Annotated in this window: 27 protein-coding genes and 1 other annotated feature; of the genes, 21 read left to right on the top strand and 6 right to left on the bottom strand. The window is 46.5% G+C overall.

Annotated elements, in window-relative coordinates:
* The first annotated feature begins 50 nt into the window (after positions 1–50).
* From AB1K91_RS09920 to thrS, 8 genes are all read left to right on the top strand, one after another.
* A complete protein-coding gene (locus tag AB1K91_RS09920; RefSeq protein ID WP_413089653.1) occupies positions 51–1082 on the top strand; it encodes a glyceraldehyde-3-phosphate dehydrogenase in 1032 nt (343 codons plus the stop codon).
* A 236-nt stretch (positions 1083–1318) separates the two neighbouring features.
* Positions 1319–1693 carry an adenosylmethionine decarboxylase gene (gene speD, locus AB1K91_RS09915; protein ID WP_093728208.1) on the top strand — a complete coding sequence of 125 codons (375 nt, stop codon included), beginning with the start codon at positions 1319–1321 and terminating at the stop codon, positions 1691–1693.
* Positions 1694–1878: 185 nt separating this feature from the next.
* Entirely contained in the window at positions 1879–3114 is a 1236-nt protein-coding gene (gene fabF, locus AB1K91_RS09910) for a beta-ketoacyl-ACP synthase II (protein WP_413089651.1), read from the top strand.
* A gap of 142 nt (positions 3115–3256) precedes the next feature.
* Positions 3257–3721 (top strand): transcriptional regulator NrdR, encoded by a 465-nt coding sequence (nrdR, locus tag AB1K91_RS09905; protein WP_093728210.1) that lies wholly within the window; start codon positions 3257–3259, stop codon positions 3719–3721.
* 29 nt (positions 3722–3750) lie between these two features.
* Positions 3751–5106 carry a replication initiation and membrane attachment family protein gene (locus AB1K91_RS09900; protein ID WP_413089650.1) on the top strand — a complete coding sequence of 452 codons (1356 nt, stop codon included), beginning with the start codon at positions 3751–3753 and terminating at the stop codon, positions 5104–5106.
* A gap of 25 nt (positions 5107–5131) precedes the next feature.
* Positions 5132–6067 carry a primosomal protein DnaI gene (gene dnaI, locus AB1K91_RS09895; protein WP_413089649.1) on the top strand — a complete coding sequence of 312 codons (936 nt, stop codon included), beginning with the start codon at positions 5132–5134 and terminating at the stop codon, positions 6065–6067.
* A 109-nt stretch (positions 6068–6176) separates the two neighbouring features.
* Positions 6177–6992 (top strand): sporulation protein YtxC, encoded by an 816-nt coding sequence (gene ytxC, locus AB1K91_RS09890; protein WP_413089751.1) that lies wholly within the window; start codon positions 6177–6179, stop codon positions 6990–6992.
* A 322-nt stretch (positions 6993–7314) separates the two neighbouring features.
* Positions 7315–9261, top strand: coding sequence for a threonine--tRNA ligase (gene thrS, locus AB1K91_RS09885; protein WP_413089648.1), 1947 nt, complete (start codon positions 7315–7317; stop codon positions 9259–9261).
* A gap of 363 nt (positions 9262–9624) precedes the next feature.
* On the opposite strand, the gene AB1K91_RS09880 is transcribed toward thrS, so the two are convergent.
* Positions 9625–10116: a DUF1648 domain-containing protein gene (locus tag AB1K91_RS09880; RefSeq protein WP_413089647.1), complete on the bottom strand. Its 492-nt coding sequence runs from the start codon at positions 10114–10116 to the stop codon at positions 9625–9627.
* A 190-nt stretch (positions 10117–10306) separates the two neighbouring features.
* Positions 10307–10429, top strand: a sequence feature (ribosomal protein L20 leader region).
* Positions 10430–10526: 97 nt separating this feature from the next.
* Between AB1K91_RS09880 and infC the strand changes: the two genes are divergently transcribed.
* The 5 genes from infC to AB1K91_RS09855 all read left to right on the top strand — a co-directional run bounded on the left by infC (position 10527) and on the right by AB1K91_RS09855 (position 12616).
* Positions 10527–11033: a translation initiation factor IF-3 gene (gene infC, locus AB1K91_RS09875; RefSeq protein WP_413089749.1), complete on the top strand. Its 507-nt coding sequence runs from the start codon at positions 10527–10529 to the stop codon at positions 11031–11033.
* Between the two features lie 26 nt (positions 11034–11059).
* Positions 11060–11254, top strand: a complete 195-nt coding sequence (rpmI, locus tag AB1K91_RS09870) for a 50S ribosomal protein L35 (protein WP_093728217.1) — start codon at positions 11060–11062, stop codon at positions 11252–11254.
* Between the two features lie 39 nt (positions 11255–11293).
* Positions 11294–11650, top strand: coding sequence for a 50S ribosomal protein L20 (rplT, locus tag AB1K91_RS09865; protein WP_093728218.1), 357 nt, complete (start codon positions 11294–11296; stop codon positions 11648–11650).
* Between the two features lie 53 nt (positions 11651–11703).
* Positions 11704–11964, top strand: coding sequence for a DUF1294 domain-containing protein (locus tag AB1K91_RS09860; RefSeq protein WP_413089646.1), 261 nt, complete (start codon positions 11704–11706; stop codon positions 11962–11964).
* Between the two features lie 79 nt (positions 11965–12043).
* Positions 12044–12616 (top strand): TVP38/TMEM64 family protein, encoded by a 573-nt coding sequence (locus AB1K91_RS09855; RefSeq protein WP_413089644.1) that lies wholly within the window; start codon positions 12044–12046, stop codon positions 12614–12616.
* A gap of 32 nt (positions 12617–12648) precedes the next feature.
* On the opposite strand, the gene AB1K91_RS09850 is transcribed toward AB1K91_RS09855, so the two are convergent.
* Positions 12649–13023 carry a hypothetical protein gene (locus AB1K91_RS09850; RefSeq protein WP_413089643.1) on the bottom strand — a complete coding sequence of 125 codons (375 nt, stop codon included), beginning with the start codon at positions 13021–13023 and terminating at the stop codon, positions 12649–12651.
* Between the two features lie 113 nt (positions 13024–13136).
* On the opposite strand from AB1K91_RS09850, the gene AB1K91_RS09845 reads away from it, so the two are divergent.
* Together AB1K91_RS09845 and AB1K91_RS09840 are read left to right on the top strand one after the other, a co-directional pair.
* Positions 13137–13625 (top strand): dUTP diphosphatase, encoded by a 489-nt coding sequence (locus tag AB1K91_RS09845; RefSeq protein WP_413089642.1) that lies wholly within the window; start codon positions 13137–13139, stop codon positions 13623–13625.
* 19 nt (positions 13626–13644) lie between these two features.
* On the top strand, positions 13645–14724 hold the full coding sequence (locus AB1K91_RS09840) for a M42 family metallopeptidase (protein WP_413089641.1): 1080 nt from the start codon (positions 13645–13647) through the stop codon (positions 14722–14724).
* A gap of 32 nt (positions 14725–14756) precedes the next feature.
* On the opposite strand, the gene AB1K91_RS09835 is transcribed toward AB1K91_RS09840, so the two are convergent.
* Together AB1K91_RS09835 and sspI are read right to left on the bottom strand one after the other, a co-directional pair.
* Entirely contained in the window at positions 14757–15374 is a 618-nt protein-coding gene (locus AB1K91_RS09835) for a lytic transglycosylase domain-containing protein (protein WP_413089640.1), read from the bottom strand.
* Positions 15375–15453: 79 nt separating this feature from the next.
* Positions 15454–15666, bottom strand: coding sequence for a small acid-soluble spore protein SspI (gene sspI / locus AB1K91_RS09830; protein ID WP_413089639.1), 213 nt, complete (start codon positions 15664–15666; stop codon positions 15454–15456).
* A 95-nt stretch (positions 15667–15761) separates the two neighbouring features.
* Between sspI and AB1K91_RS09825 the strand changes: the two genes are divergently transcribed.
* From AB1K91_RS09825 to AB1K91_RS09810, 4 genes are all read left to right on the top strand, one after another.
* Positions 15762–16502, top strand: coding sequence for a TrmH family RNA methyltransferase (locus AB1K91_RS09825; RefSeq protein WP_413089638.1), 741 nt, complete (start codon positions 15762–15764; stop codon positions 16500–16502).
* Positions 16503–16841: 339 nt separating this feature from the next.
* A complete protein-coding gene (pheS, locus tag AB1K91_RS09820; RefSeq protein WP_413089637.1) occupies positions 16842–17876 on the top strand; it encodes a phenylalanine--tRNA ligase subunit alpha in 1035 nt (344 codons plus the stop codon).
* Positions 17877–17890: 14 nt separating this feature from the next.
* Complete coding sequence (gene pheT / locus AB1K91_RS09815) at positions 17891–20317, top strand: phenylalanine--tRNA ligase subunit beta (RefSeq protein ID WP_413089636.1); 2427 nt, start codon at positions 17891–17893, stop codon at positions 20315–20317.
* 63 nt (positions 20318–20380) lie between these two features.
* Positions 20381–20830: an NUDIX hydrolase gene (locus AB1K91_RS09810; protein ID WP_413089634.1), complete on the top strand. Its 450-nt coding sequence runs from the start codon at positions 20381–20383 to the stop codon at positions 20828–20830.
* Here AB1K91_RS09810 and AB1K91_RS09805 read toward each other — a convergent pair.
* Positions 20814–21167 (bottom strand): YunG family protein, encoded by a 354-nt coding sequence (locus AB1K91_RS09805; protein ID WP_413089633.1) that lies wholly within the window; start codon positions 21165–21167, stop codon positions 20814–20816. The two genes, AB1K91_RS09810 and AB1K91_RS09805, sit on opposite strands and share 17 nt — an antisense overlap.
* Positions 21168–21258: 91 nt before the next feature.
* Between AB1K91_RS09805 and AB1K91_RS09800 the strand changes: the two genes are divergently transcribed.
* Together AB1K91_RS09800 and hlpB are read left to right on the top strand one after the other, a co-directional pair.
* Complete coding sequence (locus tag AB1K91_RS09800) at positions 21259–21747, top strand: GNAT family N-acetyltransferase (protein WP_413089632.1); 489 nt, start codon at positions 21259–21261, stop codon at positions 21745–21747.
* 50 nt (positions 21748–21797) lie between these two features.
* Positions 21798–22100, top strand: a complete 303-nt coding sequence (gene hlpB, locus AB1K91_RS09795) for an HNH nuclease-like protein HlpB (RefSeq protein ID WP_413089631.1) — start codon at positions 21798–21800, stop codon at positions 22098–22100.
* On the opposite strand, the gene rnhC is transcribed toward hlpB, so the two are convergent.
* Positions 22097–23038, bottom strand: coding sequence for a ribonuclease HIII (rnhC, locus tag AB1K91_RS09790; RefSeq protein WP_413089630.1), 942 nt, complete (start codon positions 23036–23038; stop codon positions 22097–22099). The two genes, hlpB and rnhC, sit on opposite strands and share 4 nt — an antisense overlap.
* Between the last annotated feature and the right edge of the window lie 3 nt (positions 23039–23041).

Genomic DNA, 23041 nt, shown 5'->3' with positions numbered 1-23041 from the left:
TATTTTTAGATATTTTCAATATAGTGTAACATATTAAAGGAGGCAAAATAATGACAACACGTATCGCGATTAATGGATTTGGCAGAATTGGGCGATTGGTATGCAGACAAGCGATGGAAATGCCTGATTTGGAAATTGTGGCAGTGAATGCTTCCTACCCGGCAGAGACGCTTACCCACCTTTTGCGTTATGACAGTGTACACGGTAATTTGAAGAGTGCGATTTCCGCAGAAGCAGATGCGATAGTATATGAAGGAAAAAAAATCCGTGTCGTAGGAGAGCGTGATCCAAAGCAGCTGCCATGGGAGGAGCTTGGAGTGGACGTCGTTATCGAAGCAACCGGGAAATTCTGTTCCCAGGAAGCAGCCTCTGCGCATTTGGATGCAGGAGCAAAGAAGGTTGTCATAACAGCCCCGGGAAAAAACGTGGACGCTACGATTGTAATCGGTGTCAATGATCGAATCTACGAAAGCGAATTGCATAACATTGTTTCCAATGCATCTTGTACGACGAATTGCCTTGCACCTGTCGTCAAAGTACTGGATGAGCGATTCACAATCAAAAATGGTCTGATGACGACGGTTCATTCCTTCACAAATGACCAGAAGAATATTGATAATCCGCATAAAGATCTCCGCAGGGCAAGGGGCTGTACACAATCGATCATCCCGACAACGACAGGAGCAGCCAAAGCACTTGCAGAAGTACTGCCGCATTTAAAGGGCAAGCTGCATGGGATGGCTTTGCGTGTTCCGACTCCGAATGTCTCGCTTGTTGACTTGGTGGTGGATGTGGAAGAGACTGTTACAGCAGAACAAGTCAATGATGCATTCCGTGCGGCTGCAGAGACGGATATGCGAGGTATCATATCCTATAGTGAAGAACCGCTCGTTTCCATCGATTACACGACGACGCCGCAATCGGCGACAATCGATGGATTATCGACGATCGTGATGGAAGGGAAAAAAATAAAAGTAATTGCCTGGTATGATAATGAATGGGGCTATTCCTGCCGAGTGGTCGATCTGGCTCAGCTAGTCGGCAGCGGTCTTGTCAAAGCAGAGCGAGCGGAAGTCATCTAAATTAATTTCCCTCTTGGTTTATTTTTGAACGTATGCTTGCCAAACGGGTACAAACACTATATACTACTTTTTGCATGCATTCATTGCTGCATACAAGCATATTTTCAAAAATGTTTTCCTGAAGGATTTATGCATTAAGTGACTGCTTAAAGGGTTAGGACCTCTTAGGACTAACTTTCCCCCGTGGCAATTCACGCATCTATTTTTTAGGTAAATATTCAAAAGGGGGAAGTATATTGGATACAATGGGAAGACATGTCATTGCGGAATTATGGGATTGTAACACTGAAAAACTGAACGATATGCAGCTGATCGAGCAAATTTTCGTTGATGCAGCATTGAAGTCAGGAGCTGAAGTACGGGAGGTTGCGTTCCACAAATTTGCACCACATGGTGTGAGCGGAGTGGTCATCATCTCCGAATCGCATTTGACAATCCATAGTTTTCCGGAACATGGTTACGCCAGCATTGATGTTTATACTTGTGGCAACATCATTGACCCGAACGTAGCTACTGATTTTATAATTGACGCACTTGAAGCTAAGACATGTGAGAAAGCCGAGCTTCCGCGGGGCATGGGTCCTGTGGCAGTACAGCCGAAATCACATTGATATTGGTACAATCAACCCTGCTCTCATTTGAGGCAGGGTTTTCTAATGTAATCAAAATGCAGGCAGTATCCGGATTGGGAAAGTGGGAAACATACATAAGGATGAATAGCTTAAGGTCGCTTTTTATTTTGACTTCCGATATAATAGCAGGTACTAATAGTTACTGCTAGAAAGAAGGTATGTTTTTGGATAAACGTGTTGTAGTTACTGGATATGGAGCTGTCACACCGCTTGGGGCGGATGTGGAAACTTTTTGGGATAATATCAAGGCCGGTAAGTCTGGTATCAAGAAACTTGATCCGGAAAAATTTGCTGGTATAGCTTCGCAGATAGGCGGGACCGCCAGTGGTTTTGATCCGGAGCAATATCTTGATAAAAAGGAAATCGAACGGTATGACCTCTACAGTCAATTTGCTTACGGTGCAGCTGTCCAAGCGATGGAACAAGCAAAGCTGTCGGCCGAAACAGTGAACCCCGAGCGAGTCGGCATATACATCGGTTCCGGTATCGGCGGTGTGAATACAATTTTAGATAACCATCAGACGATGATCGAAAAAGGACCTCGGCGTGTTTCCCCGTTCATGGTGCCGATGATGATCAGCAACATGGCGGCAGGGATCGTCTCCATAAAAACCGGATTCAGTGGACCTAGCTTTGCCCCGGTATCTGCTTGTGCGACAGGTAACCATGCTATCGGGGAAGCTTTCCTTAATATCAAGCATGGTTATGCAGACGCCATTCTTGCTGGCGGAGCGGAAGCATCGATTACGCCATTCGCTTATGCCGGTTTTACAAAAATGCGGGCAATGAGCACGCAAAATGATACACCTGGGACTGCAAGTTCCCCATTCGATGCCAATCGTGATGGATTCGTCATGTCGGAAGGAGCGGGCATCCTTGTGTTGGAAGAGCTTGAGCATGCACAAAAACGGGGCGCAACCATCCTTGGCGAAATAGTGGGGTATGGCTCTACGACAGACGCGCATCATATTACAGCGCCTAACTATCTTGGCCCAGCACGTGCCATGAAACTGGCGATGCAAATGGCTGACATAGAGCTTGGGGACGTGGATTATATCAATGCCCATGCCACAAGTACGCCAGAAGGCGATAAAGTAGAAACAAAAGCAATCAAGGAAGTATTCGGGGATAAAGCAAGCGAATTGCTTATAAGCTCGACGAAATCGATGACAGGTCATTTGTTCGGTGCAGCTGGAGCTGTTGAGGCGATCATCACATTGAAAGCACTGCGCGATGGCATCGTACCGCCGACGATCAATTATCGGGATGCTGATCCGGACTGCGATTTGTCTTATGTACCGAATGAAGCAGTGGAGCAGGAATTGTCCGTTGCGCTGTCGAACGGTTTTGGTTTCGGCGGCCATAATGCAGTGTTGGCACTGCGTAAATGGAAAGGGTAGCCCTCGGCTGCCTTTTTTTGTTGGAACGAAGAACGCTTCGATTTTTCACTTGAATCGTGGTAGAATAGGAAAAAGACGATACGGAAGTGTCGCAAATGCGCGAAGCCTGTCGAGGCTTGCGGAGGTAATGGGGTGGATCGGCATGAGATGTCCAAACTGCCAATATAAAAGCACAAAAGTATTAGACTCCCGTCCCATCGAGGAAGGGCGTTCCATCCGACGACGCAGGGAATGTGAAGACTGCGGCTTTCGCTTCACCACGTTTGAACGTATCGAAGCGACACCGCTGATAGTCGTGAAAAAGGAAGGGACGCGTGAAGAATTCAGCAAAGAAAAGCTCATGCGGGGCTTGATCAAAGCTTGTGAAAAACGCCCGGTTGCATTGGAGCAGATTGAATATATCGTAGCGGATGTCGAGAAGGAACTGCGTAACAGCGGTACATCCGAAGTACAAAGCAAGGAGATCGGCGAAATGGTCATGGCACATCTGTCGGAAGTGGATGAAGTGGCCTATGTACGTTTTGCATCTGTTTACCGTCAGTTCAAGGATATCAGCGTCTTCCTGGAAGAGTTGAAGGACTTGATCAAAACAGATAAGAAAGAGTAATAGTTTGCAAGAAGGAAAGGACAGATTGTATGAACAGTCAGCATATCGGGAAGCTTCTGCCGGCTGATGGTTATATGATCCGGATGAAGTCAGCATTCCCGGAAGTCTACTCGGTGGCATTGACTCATTTGTATCAGCCGCTGCTCGGGATACAGGCGGTGTCTTTGTATCAGACGCTTGTCAATGAATATGTCGTTCATCATGGCACTTGTGAACCGAAAACACATCATATGCTGATGACACTGCTGGATATACCGATGGATCAATTATATGAAGCAAGGCTGCAGCTGGAGGCAATCGGTCTTATTCGAACGTTTCAAAAGCAAGGGGAAGAAAACGTGTATACATACGATCTGTATGCACCGTTTTCACCGGATGCCTTCTTCCAGGATGACATGCTGTCCCAGCTTTTGTACCACCAATTAGGAGAAAGCAGATTCAAGCAGATGCGTAGTCTCTTTATCAAAGAGGAAGAATTGCCTGAAGAGGCCGAAGAGATCACTGCATCGTTCGAGGCTGTCTTTTCGGCAGGCCAGCTGACGAAGCGGACTGTTCAGCCGCTGGTGACAGCATCAAGCGCTTCAGACCAAAAGCGGGGCCCTTCCATCGAAGCCGACGTAGTCGATTTCGAGTGGCTGCGTCAATCGCTGAAACAGCGGATGCTCGACCCGGAAGTGATTCTTACACCCAGGAATCGAAAACTGCTTGAATCGATGGCAGTCCTGTACAGCCTGACCTCCCATGAACTGGACAAGGCTTTGCTTTGGGCTGTATCGGATAAGCATGAGTTAATTCCGGCAGAGTTCAAAGTAGCTTGTCATGACCTGTTTTTGGCCCGGCCGAAGACAGCCGAGAAAAAAGTCATGGAGCTCCCGCAAAAAGACGCCAAGCAGGAACTGCATGCTTCAACCAAACAAGAACAGCTCATCCAGCTGCTGGAGACGATATCTCCAAAGCAGCTGTTGGAGGATATATCCGGTAACGGGACAGCAGCGGCTGCCGATTTGAAAATCATTCGTGATGTGATGGCAGAGCAAGGCATGGCGCCAGGCATCATGAATGTGCTCGTTTATTATGTGCTGCTAAAGTCCGATATGAAGCTATCGAAAGCTTATATGGAGAAAATTGCCGCGCATTGGGCCCGTAAAAAAGTAAGTACTGTCCGGGAAGCAATGGAGCTTGCCAAGAGCAGCAACCAGCCGTGGAACACAGCGAGCAGCACGAACCAACCCGCAGCAAGAAGGAAGACGGCGGGGCGGGCGGAAGTTGTCCCGGAGTGGTTCGACCAAAAAGACAAGGCAGAAGCACCTGCCAGTACAGCCGTGCCAGATACGGATGTAGCAGAAATGCTCAAGCAGTTCAATGCAAATAAGCATCGAGTCTAAAGAGATAGCAGGAAGGGGGGCACGCATGGAACCCATTCAAGCATCCTTACGGAAGTGGATGCAGGAAAACAGCAATTTTAAAGAGAATTTTGAGCGTATGCAGCAGCAAGTAAGGCAGGATCCAGAGGTCAAAGCGGTGCTGGAAGCAAATCCGCAGCTGACCGAACAGGATATCCAGCGTAATCTGATGCGTCTTTACGAATATACGACACAATCCAAGCAATGCCAGGACTGTCCGTCGCTTGGGGAATGCCGGAATATCCTGAATGGCTATACGCCGACGCTCGAAGTGGAGGGGAATGCCATTCGTCTTGCCTACGACAAATGCCACTCCCGCCTGCAGCATGAAGAGCGGCAGAAGCAAGAAGCACGGATCAATAGCCTGTACATGCCAAAGGATATACTGGAGGCAACGACAGAAATGCTTGATCATGGTGATCCAGAACGGCAGCAGGCCATTCTGAAGACGTTGCAGTTCCTTCAGCAGACAGATGCTGCCATCCCTGAGAAGGGTCTGTATTTTTACGGACCATTTGGCGTGGGTAAAACATATTTCCTTGGAGCCATCGCCAATTATCTGGCCGAACGGAACATCTCCAGTATGCTTATTTATATGCCTGAGTTTGTCCGTGAAATGAAAGCATCCCTTAAAGACGACTCTGTCAATGAGAAAGTCGAGCTGTTCAAGAAGACACCAGTATTGATGCTCGATGATATTGGTGCTGAATCACAGTCGGCTTGGTTCCGGGATGAGATACTTGGATCCATCCTTCATTATCGGATGATGGAGCGGCTGCCGGTCTTCTTCACATCCAATTATTCCATAGCGCAGCTGGAGCAGCAGATTGCCACGACCAATCGCGGTGATGTGGAACGTGTGAAAGCTGGCAGAATCATGGAAAGGATCAAACGAGTCGCAACCGAGGTGCCTTTATTCGGAAAAAATAGAAGAAACGATTGATTTTTTAGACAAGCCAAAACTGGCTTGTCTTTTTTTAGGCTCATATTTCCATTCTGCGCCCATATAATGTAACAGTTGATAGTGGCGAGGGTGGTTGATATTGCGTAAAGTGTTTATCAAATCAAAAAAAGAGATGGATACATTCTGTTCATGCCTGGCTATGCTGGATGGGACAAAACAAGTGTATGTGGATGAAGATGCCCGGTGGGGGTATGTGGCGACAGTTCATGATGGCTATCACAGGCGGATTGCGATGGCCTTGGTGGAAACATTCCTGCATCATCGAGAGACGGAATGGATCAAGCAAATTGCCAAGGATGTCTATTATTATAAGGATGAAGAAGCGATAAAACGTATAGCTGAATTGACACATACGATAATCGTGGGAGATATGTACGAAGAAGAGGCAAAAGAGCCAAGCATGTCCCGTCAGCAGATTACCCAGGCTTTTCAGGAAATCGCTGCCAAGCATATCAGGGTGTTTTTTGATGCAGTCATTCAATTTCGCAGCAATGGATACAGAGAGGCGTTGATCGAAATAGTCGGTGATGCGATAGAAGAGTACAAGCGGGAAGAAGAATATCAGATGTATGTGGAATCGCTGCGGGAGTATATCGGGAAAAAGCCAATTAATTCCTCCTTCGTTATACATGTCATACAAGGTCGTGATTTTACCTTTTATAAGGACGATGGTACTCATTTTTCCGATGAGGAAATCGCTGCGTTCGCAGAGGAAGAGCCGTTATTCCTTGCTGGGATCGGCAAACAAGAAAAAAACATAACACCGCTGATTGCCATGTCTCCGCAGAAGATCTATTTATATGGCGATCATCCTTCTGAACCAAAAACACTCACAATCATTAATATTTTTCAGGAAAGAGCCGCGTATCTTCCCTTGCATCAATTTCCTTTCTCCTTGTTTTAGCATGTCCTTGCATTTTCCCGCTTTAGCGCTTATACTTACTTTATATCAAGAAGCGACAATAAAGGACATGACAGCAATACCGTTTGCGCTCATAGAGAGGGAAGCCTGGGCTGAAAGCTTCCTGCACAAGCTTTGCTGTTACCGCCTTTTACAGCTCTGCCGGGGGACGAAAGGAAACCGGCGGCGTCTGATCTGCGTTACAGATCCTTGAGCCGGTGAACATTGCCGGGAATTAGGGTGGAACCACGAGACGAACGCTCGTCCCTTTGCACACGTATACTGTGCAAAGGGACGGGCTTTTTATATTTAGGAGGAAAGAACAATGGCAGAAGTATTAGAATTCATTTTCCCAGATGGAGCAAAAAAAGAGTTTCCTGCTGGCACAACTGGTGAAGATATCGCAGGCTCGATTTCATCAGGTTTGAAAAAGCAGGCAATCGCAGTCAATGTCGACGGCATTGCATTCGATTTGCGCACTCCATTGCCAAACGGCGGTGCAATCGAAATCATCACTCTCAAACAGGAACAAGGCGTGGAAATCATGCGTCACTCTGCTGCACATTTGCTTGCGCAAGCAGTGAAACGCATTTACGGAAACGTACAATTCGGTGTAGGGCCGGTAATCGAAAATGGCTTCTATTATGATATGGATCTGGAAGTTTCCATCACTCCGGAAGACCTTCCGAAAATCGAAAAAGAAATGCAGCGAATCGTTGATGCAAACCTTCCGATCGTCCGCAAGGTTGTCAGTCGTGAAGAAGCAAAAGCAATGTTCCGTGAAATCGGTGATGAATTGAAACTGGAATTAATCGATGCCATTCCAGAAGATCAAGATGTAACAATCTATGAGCAAGGCGAATTCTTCGACCTATGCCGCGGAATCCATGTTCCATCCACAGGCAAAATCAAAGTGTTCAAGCTGCTTAGCATTTCCGGCGCCTACTGGAGAGGCGACAGCAATAACAAAATGCTGCAGCGTATTTACGGTACTGCTTTTGAGAAGAAAAACGAGCTGGATCATCATTTGAAAATGCTGGAGGAAGCAAAAGAACGCGACCATCGCAAATTAGGTAAAGAACTTGAATTGTTCACTGTCAATCAAAAAGTCGGACAAGGTTTGCCGCTTTGGCTGCCAAAAGGTGCGACAATCCGCCGCACAATCGAGCGCTACATCGTCGATTTGGAAGAGAAACTTGGCTATGATCACGTCTATACACCAGTACTGGGCAGTGTAGATCTTTATAAAACAAGCGGACACTGGGATCATTACAAAGATGATATGTTCCCGCCAATGGAAATGGACAATGAAGACCTAGTGCTTCGTCCGATGAACTGCCCGCATCATATGATGGTGTACAAAAATGAACTGCACAGCTACCGCAGCCTGCCGATCCGTATTGCAGAACTTGGAACCATGCATCGTCATGAAATGTCCGGAGCCCTTGCCGGCTTGCAGCGCGTTCGTGCAATGACATTGAATGATGCACATATCTTCGCACGCCCGGATCAATTGAAAGATGAGTTCATCCGTGTCGTCAACCTTGTACAAGCTGTGTACAAAGACTTCGGTATCGAGGATTATCACTTCCGTCTTTCTTACCGCGATCCAGAAGATAAAGAAAAGTATGTAGACAATGATGCAATGTGGGATAAAGCACAAGCCATGCTGAAAGAAACAATGGAAGATCTAGAGCTTGATTATGTAGAAGCAGAAGGCGAAGCGGCATTCTATGGTCCGAAGCTGGACGTACAGGTGAAGACTGCCCTTGGTAAAGATGAGACATTGTCCACTGTGCAATTGGACTTCCACTTGCCGGAACGTTTCGACCTTACTTACATCGGTGAAGATGGTAAAGAACATCGTCCAGTCGTTATCCACCGCGGTGTCGTATCGACAATGGAACGTTTCGTTGCCTTCTTGATCGAAGAATACAAAGGTGCCTTCCCGACATGGCTTGCACCAGTACAGGCGAAAATCATCCCGGTTTCTCCTGAAGCGCATTTGGCATATGCACGTCAAGTGGAGGATGCCCTCCGTATGGAAGGAATCCGTGTGCAAGTGGATGAGCGTGAAGAAAAGATCGGCTACAAGATCCGCGAAGCACAAGTACAGAAGATTCCATTCCAAATCGTTGTCGGCGACCAGGAAGTAAGCGACCAAGCGGTAAACATCCGCCGTTACGGAGAAAAGCAGTCTGAAACAAAAGATCTCAAGGCTTTCGTTGCAGAAATTAAAGACGAAGTAGCTAATCGCGTATTACGTAAATAATAATAAAAATCCTTTCATCACTATTGTTGTGGTGAAAGGATTTTTTGTGTTTGATAAGGTGAATTGTAAGCTGAATATTTAACGGGGCTAAAGAGTTTCAGGCTTTATGGTTATTATTATAGGGATGCTATTATATTTGTTCAATGGTATTTGGATGAGGGTAAAAAGGATTGCTGCTTCTGCTTTTTTATTTTCTTTTTACTTGGAGTTTATCGGTTTGTACGAGCGATTAAATCAAATCAGAAGGGTAGTAGATTTGCATGCGCTTTTTTATGAATTAGGAATGAAACAATTTTAATAGTAAAGCAGTTATGATGGCAAAATGTGCTTTACCTTTCTAGTCAGCAGTTTGCTTCTATCTGATCACTTTATTTTACGCTGCTTCATCATACCTTCGACAATAGGATAAAAAACTGCAAGTAATATAATTATCATTGTCCACCCACTACCATCGTTAATCCAGCCTAAAGCTATCATACTGAATTCCACTTCAATGAAACAAAAGACCAGTACACAAATATTCTTCACCTTATTCAGCATCATCCGGCTTTGCTGATAAAATGCAGCCGCGTTTTCGTCATTCAGTCGTTTCGGGTAATTGTGGATATGAGGATATTTCCCCAATAGGTGTAAAAGGGTGAACATAATGATACTTAGAGCGGGGAGGAGAAGCAGGCTTTCTTTTGCCGCCCAGTCATCGACGTGTCCGGTCAGTCCCATGTGGAGAGGCACTTGTTCAGGCAGCTGCCGCCAGATTGTAATCAAGTAAAGGACTGTAAAAATATATCCGCCGATTCCGATGGCATCCCAGACTTTTTCGCCGCGGGTAATCGGTATGTTGAGCTGTTTTTGCATGTATTAATCACCTCTTTGTTTACTTACGAAGCAGTAGGGGAATAAGTTCCACGTATATTATTTTAAAACGGGAGGTTGTCAGCATCTGAAGAATGTGTTACATTAGTTGAGCAGGATTAATGGGCTTCAATATGATTGACAGCATACATCAGCTATGATAAGATTGTAAAAGTGAAATAAATATGTGATCTGAGACAAGCAGAAGTACCCACTTCTCACCTGATTGACGCCGCTTGGCAGTTGGCAGGTTTTGATAAACAGTGTTTTAGGACAAGTGTGGGTGCCGTATGCGTACCGGCATTTTTTTTATGCTTTTTTACAACTGTGTTTAACTGATAAGCGGCGGATATCTTGTCCCCGATCATAAGTTTCCCAAAATATCCTGGAGGTGGATGATTATTAGCAAAGAAATGAATGTCAATGAGAAAATTCGTGCACGTGAGGTTCGACTCATTGATTCAAACGGTGACCAGCTTGGCGTTAAATCCCGTCAGGAAGCATTAGAAATCGCTCAGACGAGAAATCTTGATTTGGTGCTTGTGGCTGCAAACGCAAAACCACCAGTGTGCCGGATTATGGACTATGGTAAATACCGCTTCGAACAACAGAAGAAAGAAAAAGAAGCGCGTAAGAACCAGAAAGTAATCAACGTGAAAGAAGTTCGCTTGAGCCCTGGTATCGAGGATCACGACTTCAATACAAAACTTCGCAATGCGCGTAAGTTTCTTGAAAAAGGCGATAAAGTAAAGGCTTCCGTTCGTTTCCGCGGACGTGCCATTACGCATAAAGAATTAGGCCAACAAGTTCTCGAGAAGCTGGCGGAAGAGTGCAAGGACGTCGCAACGGTCGAAATGAAAGCAAAAATGGAAGGCCGCAGCATGTTCATGATGCTAGCACCGACAGTAGAGAAGCAGTAAGCCGAAGGATATAAGGAGGAAATACGATGCCAAAAATGAAAACCCACAGCGGGTCTGCTAAACGTTTCAAAAAAACAGGTTCTGGAAAAGTAAGCCGTAACCACGGTTACACTAGCCACTTGGCTGCCAATAAATCCACTAAACAGAAACGCAAGCTTCGCAAAGATGCACTTGTTTCTGCTGGTGATCTTAAACGTATCAAACAAATGCTACCTAAATAATAAATTTCAAGACTTATTTGTCCTATAGGAGGGAATACTATGCCACGTGTAAAAGGTGGAACAGTAACGCGTCAGCGTCGTAAACGCGTTCTTAAGTTAGCTAAAGGTTATTACGGTGCGAAACATGCACTATTCAAAACTGCAAAACAACAAGTAATCAAATCCGGTCAGTATGCATACCGTGACCGCAGACAGAAAAAACGTGACTTCCGTAAACTATGGATCGCACGTATCAACGCTGCTGCACGTATGAACGATCTTTCTTACAGCCGTTTGATGCACGGTCTTAAACTTGCTGGTATCGAAGTGAACCGCAAAATGCTTTCTGAGCTTGCAATCTCTGATGAAAAAGCATTCGCACAACTTGCTTCCAAAGCAAAAGACGCATTGAAATAAGTTAAAAAGCCGCTATCCATGGATAGCGGCTTTTTATATAGAGAGGGATCTTTATGTGGCCATCAATTAGTCTGTATCTGCTGATTGTCAATATCCTGCTGTTCAGCTGGATGGGAATCGATAAACGAAGAGCAAGGATGCATGCTTGGCGTATCAGTGAACGAAGGCTCTGGATCACCGCTGTCATCGGCGGTGCACTTGGTGGCTGGGCCGGAATGCATATATTCCGACATAAAACGAAGCATACCGCGTTCGTTATCGGCTTTCCATGTCTTGTCGCCATGCATGTCCTCCTGATTCTCTACTTCTTGTAAAGATAAATGCCATGTGCTTGTCATAAAGGCTCGTCTCCTGTCATATATATTAGGGACATCTTAGAGGGAGTGAGCAGCTATGGATCAGGTTGGTTCGGTAATGTTGACGGTCGTCGCAACGGGCGGATTGTTTGCCCCGCTTTTGTTCATCTTCCTGTATCTGCTGCGACCTGCTTTATTTCTGCCCGTCGTTTTCTTGTGTATTTCGGGAGGTATACTGTTCGGTGCTGTAGCCGGTACTATTCTGTCTATCATTGGTATTACCGCATCCAGTCTGCTGTTTTATGCCATCGCTCAGCGGTTTCCGAGGTCGGCAAACCGGATTCTGATGCTGAAACAGAAGCTGATCGGCAAGCATACGAGTTTTACAACTTCTCAGGTCGCCTTGATGCGGCTGGTTCCTTTCATTCACTTCCACATCTTGAGCGTATGCTTGATGGAGACAAACCGCAACTGGAGGTCTTATGGGAAAGCTTCTTTTTTATCAAGCATCCCGCTTGCTGCGGCTTATTCTTTTGCGGGGACTTGGCTGCGATACCTGCCGCCAGCGGCAATCGGGGGAGTCATGATCATCCTTCTGATCTGTATTTATCTGATGCGCAAGAAGGAATTCACGATCAAATGGGAAGAGTTTTTCAAGGAAAGTGCATAAAACACTGGTGCTTGCACAAGCTCCAGTGTTTTTTAAATTTCTGTCAGGACGAGCTCTTTTATCGGTTGCTTCCATTCAATGGACGCATAAGGAAAATGGCTCAGGATACATTCTTCCATTATATATAGATCGTTTCGGGAAAAGCCGGATAGCTGATCTGGATGGACTGCGTTCATCACAACCTTGGTCACTTCGATGCTATCTTCCCTGGAATGCAAATATTTCTTTCCGATCATCCGATAGCCGCGGTAACTGAGCGTAAAATGATGATCGTATTGTTCACGGTATTCTACTTCTTCGGCATCCAGGCAGGACGGATCATTGACTGGGTCCTTCCTTGCTTTCATGATGGTGTAAAACAGAAGAATTGCCGCACCTGCAAGCAACAGGAGAAAAATAATCTTCATAGCGAGCAGGCCTCCTTTACTTTTTGTATAGATACGATTACGCTAAAGAAGAAGTTTCATCCGTTTTACTATACCCTCACTACATAAGAATAACGCAAGAAGGAGTCTTGACTATGGATTACGAATATCTTTTCAGAAAACAGCGCGAGCTGGATGCCTACATCGAAGATAAGCTGGAATCAGCGGATCGCGGGGATATATTCCGCAAAAAAATACTAGCCCTTCAGGTTGAAATCGGAGAATTGGCCAATGAAACCCGCTGTTTCAAATTTTGGAGCAAAAAAGGTCCAAGTGAGCTAAGTGTCATTTTGGAGGAATATGTGGATGGGCTGCATTTCATCCTGTCACTCGGACTGGATAAAGGTCTTGTTTATACGTCTGCACCACTATCTGATGAAAGAGTCGATCAGACAGATGCATTCCTGGATCTGTATCAAACAATTGGCGCTTTTTACGCCGAACCAGTACAAAAAACATACGAAGCGCTTTTCCAAAGCTTCCTCCTGCTTGGTCAGCTCCTCGGCTTTAGTGAAGCTTCGATATTAGAGGCTTATAAGAAGAAAAATGAAGTGAATCATACAAGACAGGATCAAGGCTATTGAACAAGAGGAGGTCGGTACAATGAATGATAAATTGAAGATGCTGAAAAGCTTGACAGATGCACCAGGAGTTCCGGGCGATGAAGCAGGTATCCGCAAGGTGATGCGGGCATACATCTCTCCATTTTCCGATGAGGTAACGACGGATAATCTGGGCAGTTTGATTGCGACACAAAAAGGCAGCAGAGCAGATGGGCCGAAAGTGATGGTTGCCGGTCATCTTGATGAGATCGGCTTCATGGTTACGCGTATCGATAACAATGGTTTTTTGTACTTCCAGACGCTTGGCGGATGGTGGAGTCAGGTGATGCTTGCACAGCGTGTGACCGTCCATACGAAAAATGGTGAGCTGGTCGGCATTATCGGTTCCAAGCCGCCACACTTATTGCCGCTTGAAAAACGGAAAAAACCTGCTTCTGTTGAGGAGATGTTCATCGATATCGGAGCCAGCAGCAAGGAAGAAGCAGAAGCGTTCGGTGTTCGCCCTGGGGATTCGGTTGTGCCTTATTTCGAATTCACGAAGATGAAGAACGAGAAATTGCTTTTGGCAAAAGCTTGGGATAATCGCATTGGTTGTGCAGTGGCGATTGATATCCTGAAGAACCTGCATAACAAGGACAAGGAGGCGACGGTTTACGGTGTCGCTACCGTCCAGGAGGAAGTCAGACGACGCGGCGCTACAACGTCAGCCAATAAGATTGGTCCAGATATTGCATTTGCTGTTGATACAGGCATTGCCGGGGATACTCCTGGCATCAGTGACAGGGAAGCGACCGGCAAGCTTGGCGGCGGACCGCAGATCGTATTGTACGATGCTGCCCATATTGCCCATAAGGGTTTGCGTGATTTGGTCATCCAGACAGCAGAAGAACTGGAAATCCCATATCAATACGACACCATCAAAGGCGGAGCGACAGATGCAGGCAGCATCCATCTGACAGGTGTTGGAGTCCCGAGTATAACGATCGGTATCCCGACTCGCTATATTCACACTCATGCGGCTATGCTGCATGAAGATGATTATGATAACACCGTGAAACTATTGACCGCTGTCATCCGCAAACTGGATAAAGATACAGTCGAAGAAATCACTTATAACTAAGGAAAAAACCAGCTTCCGAATGGAAGCTGGTTTTATGCTAGGTAACTGCCCATGATTTTGCTGACATATTTCGTCGTTTCGGTAAATGGCGGGATGCCATTATATTTATCGACGTTGCCTGGTCCTGCATTATATGCAGCCAAAGCAAGGCTTGTATTGCCATCATAGCGGTCAAGCATCTGTTTCAGGTATTTTGTACCCGCCATCACGTTCTGTTCCGGATCGAAGCTGTTCGTCACACCGAGTCCAGCTGCTGTGGCGGGCATCAGCTGCATCAAGCCCTGTGCACCTGCACCGCTTTTAGCCAGTGGATTGAAATTCGATTCCGCTTGGATGACAGAGCGGATGAGCTTTTCATCGACTCCGTATCTTTCGGCTGCCTCGGATATGATTGCATCAATCTTCTTATTGCCGGAACTCTCGGCAGCATTCTCCGTAACGGATGGCGCAGCTGGTACGCTTTGTGTTTGCGTCATTGTGCTCATTGTTACATAGGGGTTCAATCGAACCGGAGAACTAGTATTCATCGACTGCATGAGCAGGTCGCTGAAGGATTGGCTTGAATTTACGGATGATGATAGGGCTGCTCTTTGTTGGTAGGTAGCGAGCATTGTTGGACTAAGTGTGGAAAGCAGATAAGACGTATCCAAAAAACATATCTCCTGTCACATATTGTTAATCCAATTGTAGCTCAAACGTACCTGGGAGACAAGACCTATTTCATGCATTTTACGCCTGGGCTTGGACACCCTTGGCTAGTGCATCGACCATTTCCTGCTTTTCCTGGTCACTGGCGTTTTTCCAAATCAGCTCGAATAGTACGCCTAGACCGGGAAGAAGAACTTCTCTTCCGTCAATGGAATCCGCAATCGTAGCTTCCAGCTGTTCTTCATTATTGTCCTTGATATTGGCATAGATGGCACTGCGAATATTTATATCCATGCATGAGCACCTCCTCCACTTTTTTATAGTTTGACCGCTGCTTGTAAAACTATGTATGATAGAGGATATGTCAAGATAGAGGAAGTGAACGTGCGTTGATCACATCAACTCAAAATGCCCAGGTAAAACAATGGCAGAAATTAAAACGAAAAAAAGAACGGACAAAAACGAATACCTTCATCATAGAAGGCTTCCATCTTGTAGAGGAAGCAATCAAATCTGGCTGGACGATCGACCAGTTCATTTTGCGGGAAGAGACGGAGCTGCCGGAATGGGCGCAGGATCTGGAACCGATCCGCGTATCGGACCATGTTTTCAAATCCATCACGGAGACAGAGACACCGCAAGGAATTGCAGCTGTCCTACAGATGCAGGATAAGAAATTAAAACGGCATAATCGTATTTTGCTGCTTGATGCAGTTCAGGATCCTGGTAATTTAGGGACGATCATCCGCACTGCGGATGCAGCAGGTTATGATGCTGTCTATGTAGGGGAAGGCTCCGCTGATCGGTATAATGACAAGGTGATCCGTGCCACACAAGGGTCGATCTTCCATTTGCCTGTATTGACTGCCGATTTGGCCTTATTATTACCTGAGCTCCAAGAAAACGGCTATACAGTGTGGGCTGCTGCTTTGGAAGGAGCAGTCGATTACCGCGATTTGACAGCTCCGGACAAAACAGCCTTGCTTGTCGGGAATGAAGGTGCTGGCATCGACAAACGATTGATTGCCCAAAGCGATATGGCAGTGAAGATTCCGATTTTCGGGAAGGCGGAATCCCTGAATGTGAGTATTGCGACTGGCATCCTGCTGTATCATACGGTTAATAGGTAAAAGAAGGTTGCAAGATGTCCCGGGATTTTCTATAATGAAACAAGATTCATATTGAGATGCGTGGAAAGAGTCAGTAATCCCTGCGGATCGCAAGCAACAGGAAGGCATGCCACAGACTGAGAGCATGCCGCTAGCGGCAGCGGATGAACCTTCACTCTGGAGCAGGCACCGGGACCTTGTCTTATGGCAAGTAAAGGTGTTTCCGGATTGCTAGATCCGTTATCAAGCTTCAAGTTGGGTATACATGTATACCAACAAGGGTGGTACCGCGAATGAAAGCTCGTCCCTTTTTAGAGGGAGGGGCTTTTTTTATGCTCAAAAATCATAGGAGGCAAAAGCATGAGAGAAAAACTCGAAGCATTGCAGGCAGAAGCCATCGAAAAAGTACAGCAAGCAGATAATCTGCAGAGTTTGCAGGATGTGCGTGTCGCGTACTTAGGAAAGAAAGGTCCGATCACTGAAGTACTTCGCGGAATGGGGAAACTTTCTCCGGAAGAACGTCCGGTAATCGGTGAATTGGCAAATAAAGTCCGTGAAGCAATTGCAACAGCATTGGATAACAAGAAGAATCTATTGGAAGAAGCAGCACTGAATGAACAGCTGCAAAAAGAGGCAATCGACGTGACTTTGCCAGGGCGGCCTGTCAAAACTGGCGGACCGCATCTATTGACCAGCATCATTGAAGAAGTAGAAGATCTTTTCCTTGGCATGGGATTTGAAATCAAGGAAGGACCGGAAGTGGAAACGGATTACTTCAACTTTGAAGCGTTGAACTTGCCGCAGGATCATCCGGCGCGTGATATGCAGGATAGCTTCTATATTACCGATCACTTGCTCCTGCGCACACAGACTTCCCCTGTACAAGCTCGTACGATGCGTGAATACGATGGCAACAAAGCAATCAAAATGATTTGCCCAGGCATCGTGTACCGCCGTGATACAGACGATGCGACACATTCCCATCAGTTCACGCAAATCGAAGGTCTGCTGGTCGATAAGCATGTCCGCATGAGTGACCTGAAAGGTGTCTTGCTGGAATTCTCCCGCAAACTGTTTGGATCTGACCGGGAAATCCGCCTGCGTCCAAGCTTCTTCCCGTTCACCGAGCCATCAGTTGAGGTCGACGTGACATGTAAGGTTTGTGACGGAAAAGGATGTAATGTATGTAAGCATACTGGCTGGATCGAAATCCTTGGTGCCGGCATGGTGCATTCCAACGTCCTTCGTATGAGCGGCTATGATCCGAAAGAATACTCCGGCTTTGCATTCGGTATGGGTGTTGAGCGTATCGCGATGCTAAAGTACGGTGTCGATGATATCCGTCACTTCTATACGAATGATGTACGATTCCTATCGCAATACCATAAGGCATAACGGGAGGTAAAAATATGTATGTATCTTTGAATTGGTTAAAGCAATATGTAGACATAGATAATATTTCACCGGAGGATCTGGCTGAAAAAATCACGCGCTCCGGTATCGAAGTGGAAAGTATCGAGCGCGTGGCACCGGAAAGCACGAATGTGGTTGTCGGGTATGTGGAGAGCTGTGAACAGCATCCGAATGCAGACAAATTGAATCTTTGCCAAATCAATGTTGGCACAGGAACTTATCAAATCATTTGCGGTGCGCCGAATATCGCCCAAGGGCAAAAGATCGCAGCCGCACTGCCCGGAGCACGTCTTCCAGGCGGCGTAAAAATCAAGAAAGCAAAACTGCGCGGAGTGGAATCGCACGGTATGGTTTGCTCACTGCAGGAGCTTGGCATCGATGAAAAATTCGTACCGAAGGAATTCGCAGAAGGAATCTTCGTCTTCCCAGAGGAGACGGAAGTGGGTACACCAGTAGCAGAATTGCTGAACTTGGATGATGTCATCTTGGAACTTGGTTTGACACCGAATCGCGCGGATGCAATGAGCATGCTAGGTGTTGCCTATGAAGTGGCAGCTATCCTTGACAAGGAAGTCAAACAGCCCGAAGAAAGTTATCAGACAAGCGACAGCCAAGCTGCTGATCTTGTACAAGTGAAAGTGGAAGACAGGGAACTGAACCCGTATTACGGTGCGTTCGTCATCGAAGACGTTACCATTGCCCCATCACCGCTTTGGATGCGCAATTACTTGATGGCAGCAGGCATCCGCCCGATCAATAACGTAGTCGACATTACGAACTATGTACTGCTTGTTTACGGACAGCCATTGCATGCATTCGACTATGACAAAGTAGCAACAAAGGAAATTGTCGTACGGACTGCTAAAGACGGCGAAACAATCCGGACATTGGATGATCAAGAGCGGACACTGAAAGGCGATGAGATTGTCATCACAAACGGTACTGAGCCAATCGCACTTGCAGGTGTCATGGGTGGAGCCAATTCCGAGGTTTCCGATGATACGAAGACGGTATTGCTGGAAGCAGCATACTTCGATGCCCGTGCTATCCGCCGTTCCAGCAAGCATCATAACTTGCGCAGTGAAGCAAGCGCACGTTATGAAAAAGGTATCGATCCAAATCGCGTGAAACGAGCTGGATCCTATGCAGCACGTCTTCTTAATGAGTATGCCGGCGGTAAGATTGCACAAGGAGTTGTGGAATTCGACGAACTTGATCGTAAGGAAAAGAAAGTCAAGATCGATACTGCCAGTGTCAATAACCGTCTGGGCACAACAATCTCCGATGATGACATTGCGTCCATCCTGACCAGACTGCAATTCGGCTTTGAACAGGATAACAGCGAGTTCATTGTCTCTGTACCAACTAGACGCGGTGACATCAGCTTGTTCGAAGACATGCTGGAGGAAATCGCACGTATTTACGGTTACGATAATATCCCATACACATTGCCAGAAGGAGAAGCCTTCGCTGGTAAACTGACGACGAAGCAATACTTGAAACGCCAGCTGAAGCAGTACTTGCAAGGTGCCGGTTTGATGGAAACAATCACTTACTCATTGACAAGCAAAGCGCGTACAGAAATGCTTGTGAGTCCTGATGTGAAGGAGCAAGAAGCGCATGCAGTCGCTTTGAAGATGCCGATGAGTGAAGAACATAGTCATTTGCGCCTCAGCATCATTCCAGAGCTTGTGGATACGCTGTCCTACAACGTTGCGCGTAAGCAAGAGAACTTGGGCTACTTCGAATTCGGCCGTGTTTTCCTTTCCAAAGAAGAAGAGATAACCGAGCAGCCGAACGAAACAGCGCGTCTTGCTGGTGCATTGACTGGTACTTGGATGGAGCAGCCATGGCAGCAAGAGAAAAAGCCTGTCGACTTCTATGTGGCTAAAGGAATCGTAGAGGGAATCTTTGCCCAGCTTGATCTTGAACCTGTATTCCAGCAGGCACAAGTCGATGGCTACCATCCAGGCCGTACGGCAACAGTTTCCCTTGATGGCACAGTTGTCGGCGTAGTAGGTCAGCTGCATCCGACAGTTCAAAAAGCATTTGATCTGAAAGAAACATATGCATTCGATTTGGACATCGCCTATTTGATCGATCAATACGAGGAAGTACCAAGCTTCCGCACGATTCCGCGTCATCCTTCCGTTACAAGGGATATTGCACTTGTAGTGGATGAAGCAGCACACGCAGGTGACATTCAGCGTACAATTCGTGAAGCTGGCGGAAATCTAGTCCAGCAGGTACAGATTTTCGATGTCTATCAAGGAGAGCACATGGAAGCAGGCAAGAAATCGATTGCCTTCACCGTGCTTTACCAGGATCCGACTCGTACGCTGACAGACGAAGAAGTGGAAGCATCTTATAACAGCATCATTGAGGCTGTGCAAGAAAAGCATGGTGCAGAATTAAGAAGTTAAAGAGGAAAAAGGATAGCTGGATCTAGAAGATTCCAGCTATCCTTTTTCATAGGAGGAATGTATATGGATTATATTACATACTTGCGCAATATGGTCGGGCGTAAAAAAGTGATTATGGTGGTAGCGGCAGCATTCGTTCTGAATGAAGCGGGAGAACTATTGCTGCAAAAAAGAAGGGATACCGATGAGTGGGGGCTGCCAGGGGGCTTTATGGAAATGGGAGAAGGTACGGCAGATACAGCCCGGCGGGAAGTCTATGAAGAAACGGGTCTCCATCTTGGTAATCTTGACCTGTTCCATATATATTCCGGGCCTGAATACGATAAGACGTTTGCCAATGGTGATCAAGCGGCGCTTGTGCAAGTGCTGTATAGCTGCAGGGAGTTCACTGGAGAACTGATCAAGTCCAATGCGGAATCAGCCGATAATGCATTTTTCTCCCGGCAAGCTTTACCTAAAGAGCTGTTTAAGGAGCATATCCCCTTCATCCGTGATTTTATGACAGTAAAATAGACGAATCCAATGATAGAAGCACTCGCATCCGGAGCTCTTCATATTGCTTCGCACTCGTATCAGTTAAGGCTTCTTTTCGGCTGGAAGGAAGATCTTCATAAAGGAGTGCTTCTTTAAATTGCGATGCGGTGAAATCGAGTCTTTCTCCTTCTATGATGTTATAAAAATGCCATCCTTCCGGTGCGGCAGTTTTGACAATTTCACCATCGAACAAATCCTGTATCACGAGGGCAGTGACACTGCATTGGCCTTTAGCCGGGTTAGAATGTGTCCATTTGGAGCTTGTTTTTATCGACCAAGCATGAAATAAGATAGATTCTATATGAGCTTTGTCCACCCATCCGTCCCCTTTCTTTATTTACTTATTTTTATGATTATTCTCTATATGATAACCTGTAACCGAAAGAAAACACAATGGGGGAAAAAGAATGGAAATTAAGAAAGCCGAAACAGCTCATGCAGCAGCGATAGCACGTATTTGTGCCAAAGGGTGGAGGCAGACAGTGGAAGGAAAGCTTAGTGAAGAAGCGCAGAATAGAACTGTGGGGCACTGGTATAATCTTGAGCGTGTTAAGGAAGACATAGATACCGGAGGGTATGGTTATGTTGCAATGGCTGGGGAAACTGTAGTCGGTGTTATCGGTGGCGGAGTGACAGCGCCTGAAACTGGTGCGGTTTTTGTGCTGTATGTAGAGGAAAAATCACGTTACCAAGGTACAGGAACACTGCTGCTCGAGGCATTGACGCAAGATCAAAAGAAACAAGGCGCACGGACGCAGTGGGTATCTGTTCAAGAAGGAAACCAACTGGCAATACCTTTTTATGAAGCAAGGGGTTTTATCTTCCTAGAACAGAAAACAAATGAAATGGATACTGGGGAAACACAAGTGTCGCTGCGCTATTATCGGGAATTATAACGTTAAAAGGCAGCATTCCTGTCTATACTGGTGAAAAGCGGGAGGAATAGATGGACAGACAGCAAACAAGCAGATGCGAGCTCTGCGGAAGGGGCGAGGTCACCTTGACAGAGCATCATCTGATCCCGAAGGAAATGGGCGGCACATTTCTGGATACAGCTATTGATATGTTTTCCATGTCTAAGCAAATCCACGCTTTGTATACGAATGAAGAGCTTGCATCTCGACTTGGGTCGATCGAAAAGCTTCGGACGGATGAAAAATCCAAATACATCAAATGGATCCGCAAGCAACCTGCTGGCAGGCTTGTGCGGATCAGGAAATCCAACAGTCGCCGCGGATATGGGCGTTAGACGTATTTCTGGGCTTTGGCGCTATTGGCGAAATGCATCTTCGTGAACACTGGCAATGCTTGGCGCCCATGTGTCCGGATCAGGCGTCCTGCTGCTTGATCGACTGCTGCACCGGCGCCTTTCGGTATCGTGAAACCTGCTTGTTTGGACAGTTTATCCATTTCTTTCAAAAAGCTTGCCCGGGAGATGATCGACCCAGCAGCTACTGCAAGCGAATGACTTTCCGCTTTTGTCATGAAGCTCACGCGCGGTTGCAGTTTTTCGCCTTCAGACGCAAGGTGTTTGATATAGGTTGCCGGCAGCTGGAACTGGTCAATCAGTATTCCTTCCGGCTGTGTCGGCGCAATTTTTGCAAGCAGCTTCTGGATGGCGTGATGGTGAAGCATCGTTTTCATTTTTCCCTGCGACCAGCCGCGCTGCTGGAGCTGATTGTATTTTTCGTTGCGCATCACAAGCAGAGAATAAGGAAGCTCCACATGCATCAGATCCTTGGCAATGCGCTGGATCGCATCATCTTTTAAAAGCTTGGAGTCTTTAACGCCCAGCTCTTTCAAAAGAGCGAACTGGCTTTGGTCTACATACACACTCGCTACCGTGATCGGACCGAAGAAGTCACCGGTGCCTGCTTCATCCGAGCCGATATGGGAAGCGGTGAATAATGAAGGAGAAGGTGCATAACTGTGGTCATTGACGCTCGGTTTCGAGCTTGTGTTTTTTTCTGAGGCTGCTGATGCACTTCCCCATTTATCTGCCTCCTTTTCGGGCGCTTTCCCTTGGAAAAGGACCTTTCCGGATTTATATGCAGTGATGGCGCAGCTTGGTGTCTTCGCAGAAAAGACTGCTCCCGGCGGCGCTGCCTTTTCTGTGCTGCTGTATGTTTTTTTCATCTGCTGGATCGTATCCAGCGGCAATTGCAATACGATTTGTCCCACGTTCATCTC

This window comes from Terribacillus jepli, assembly GCF_047228925.1.
GTDB lineage: Bacteria > Bacillota > Bacilli > Bacillales > Amphibacillaceae > Terribacillus.
Note: the sequence above shows the minus strand (reverse complement) of the source record. Positions and strands in the feature narration are given on the sequence as shown.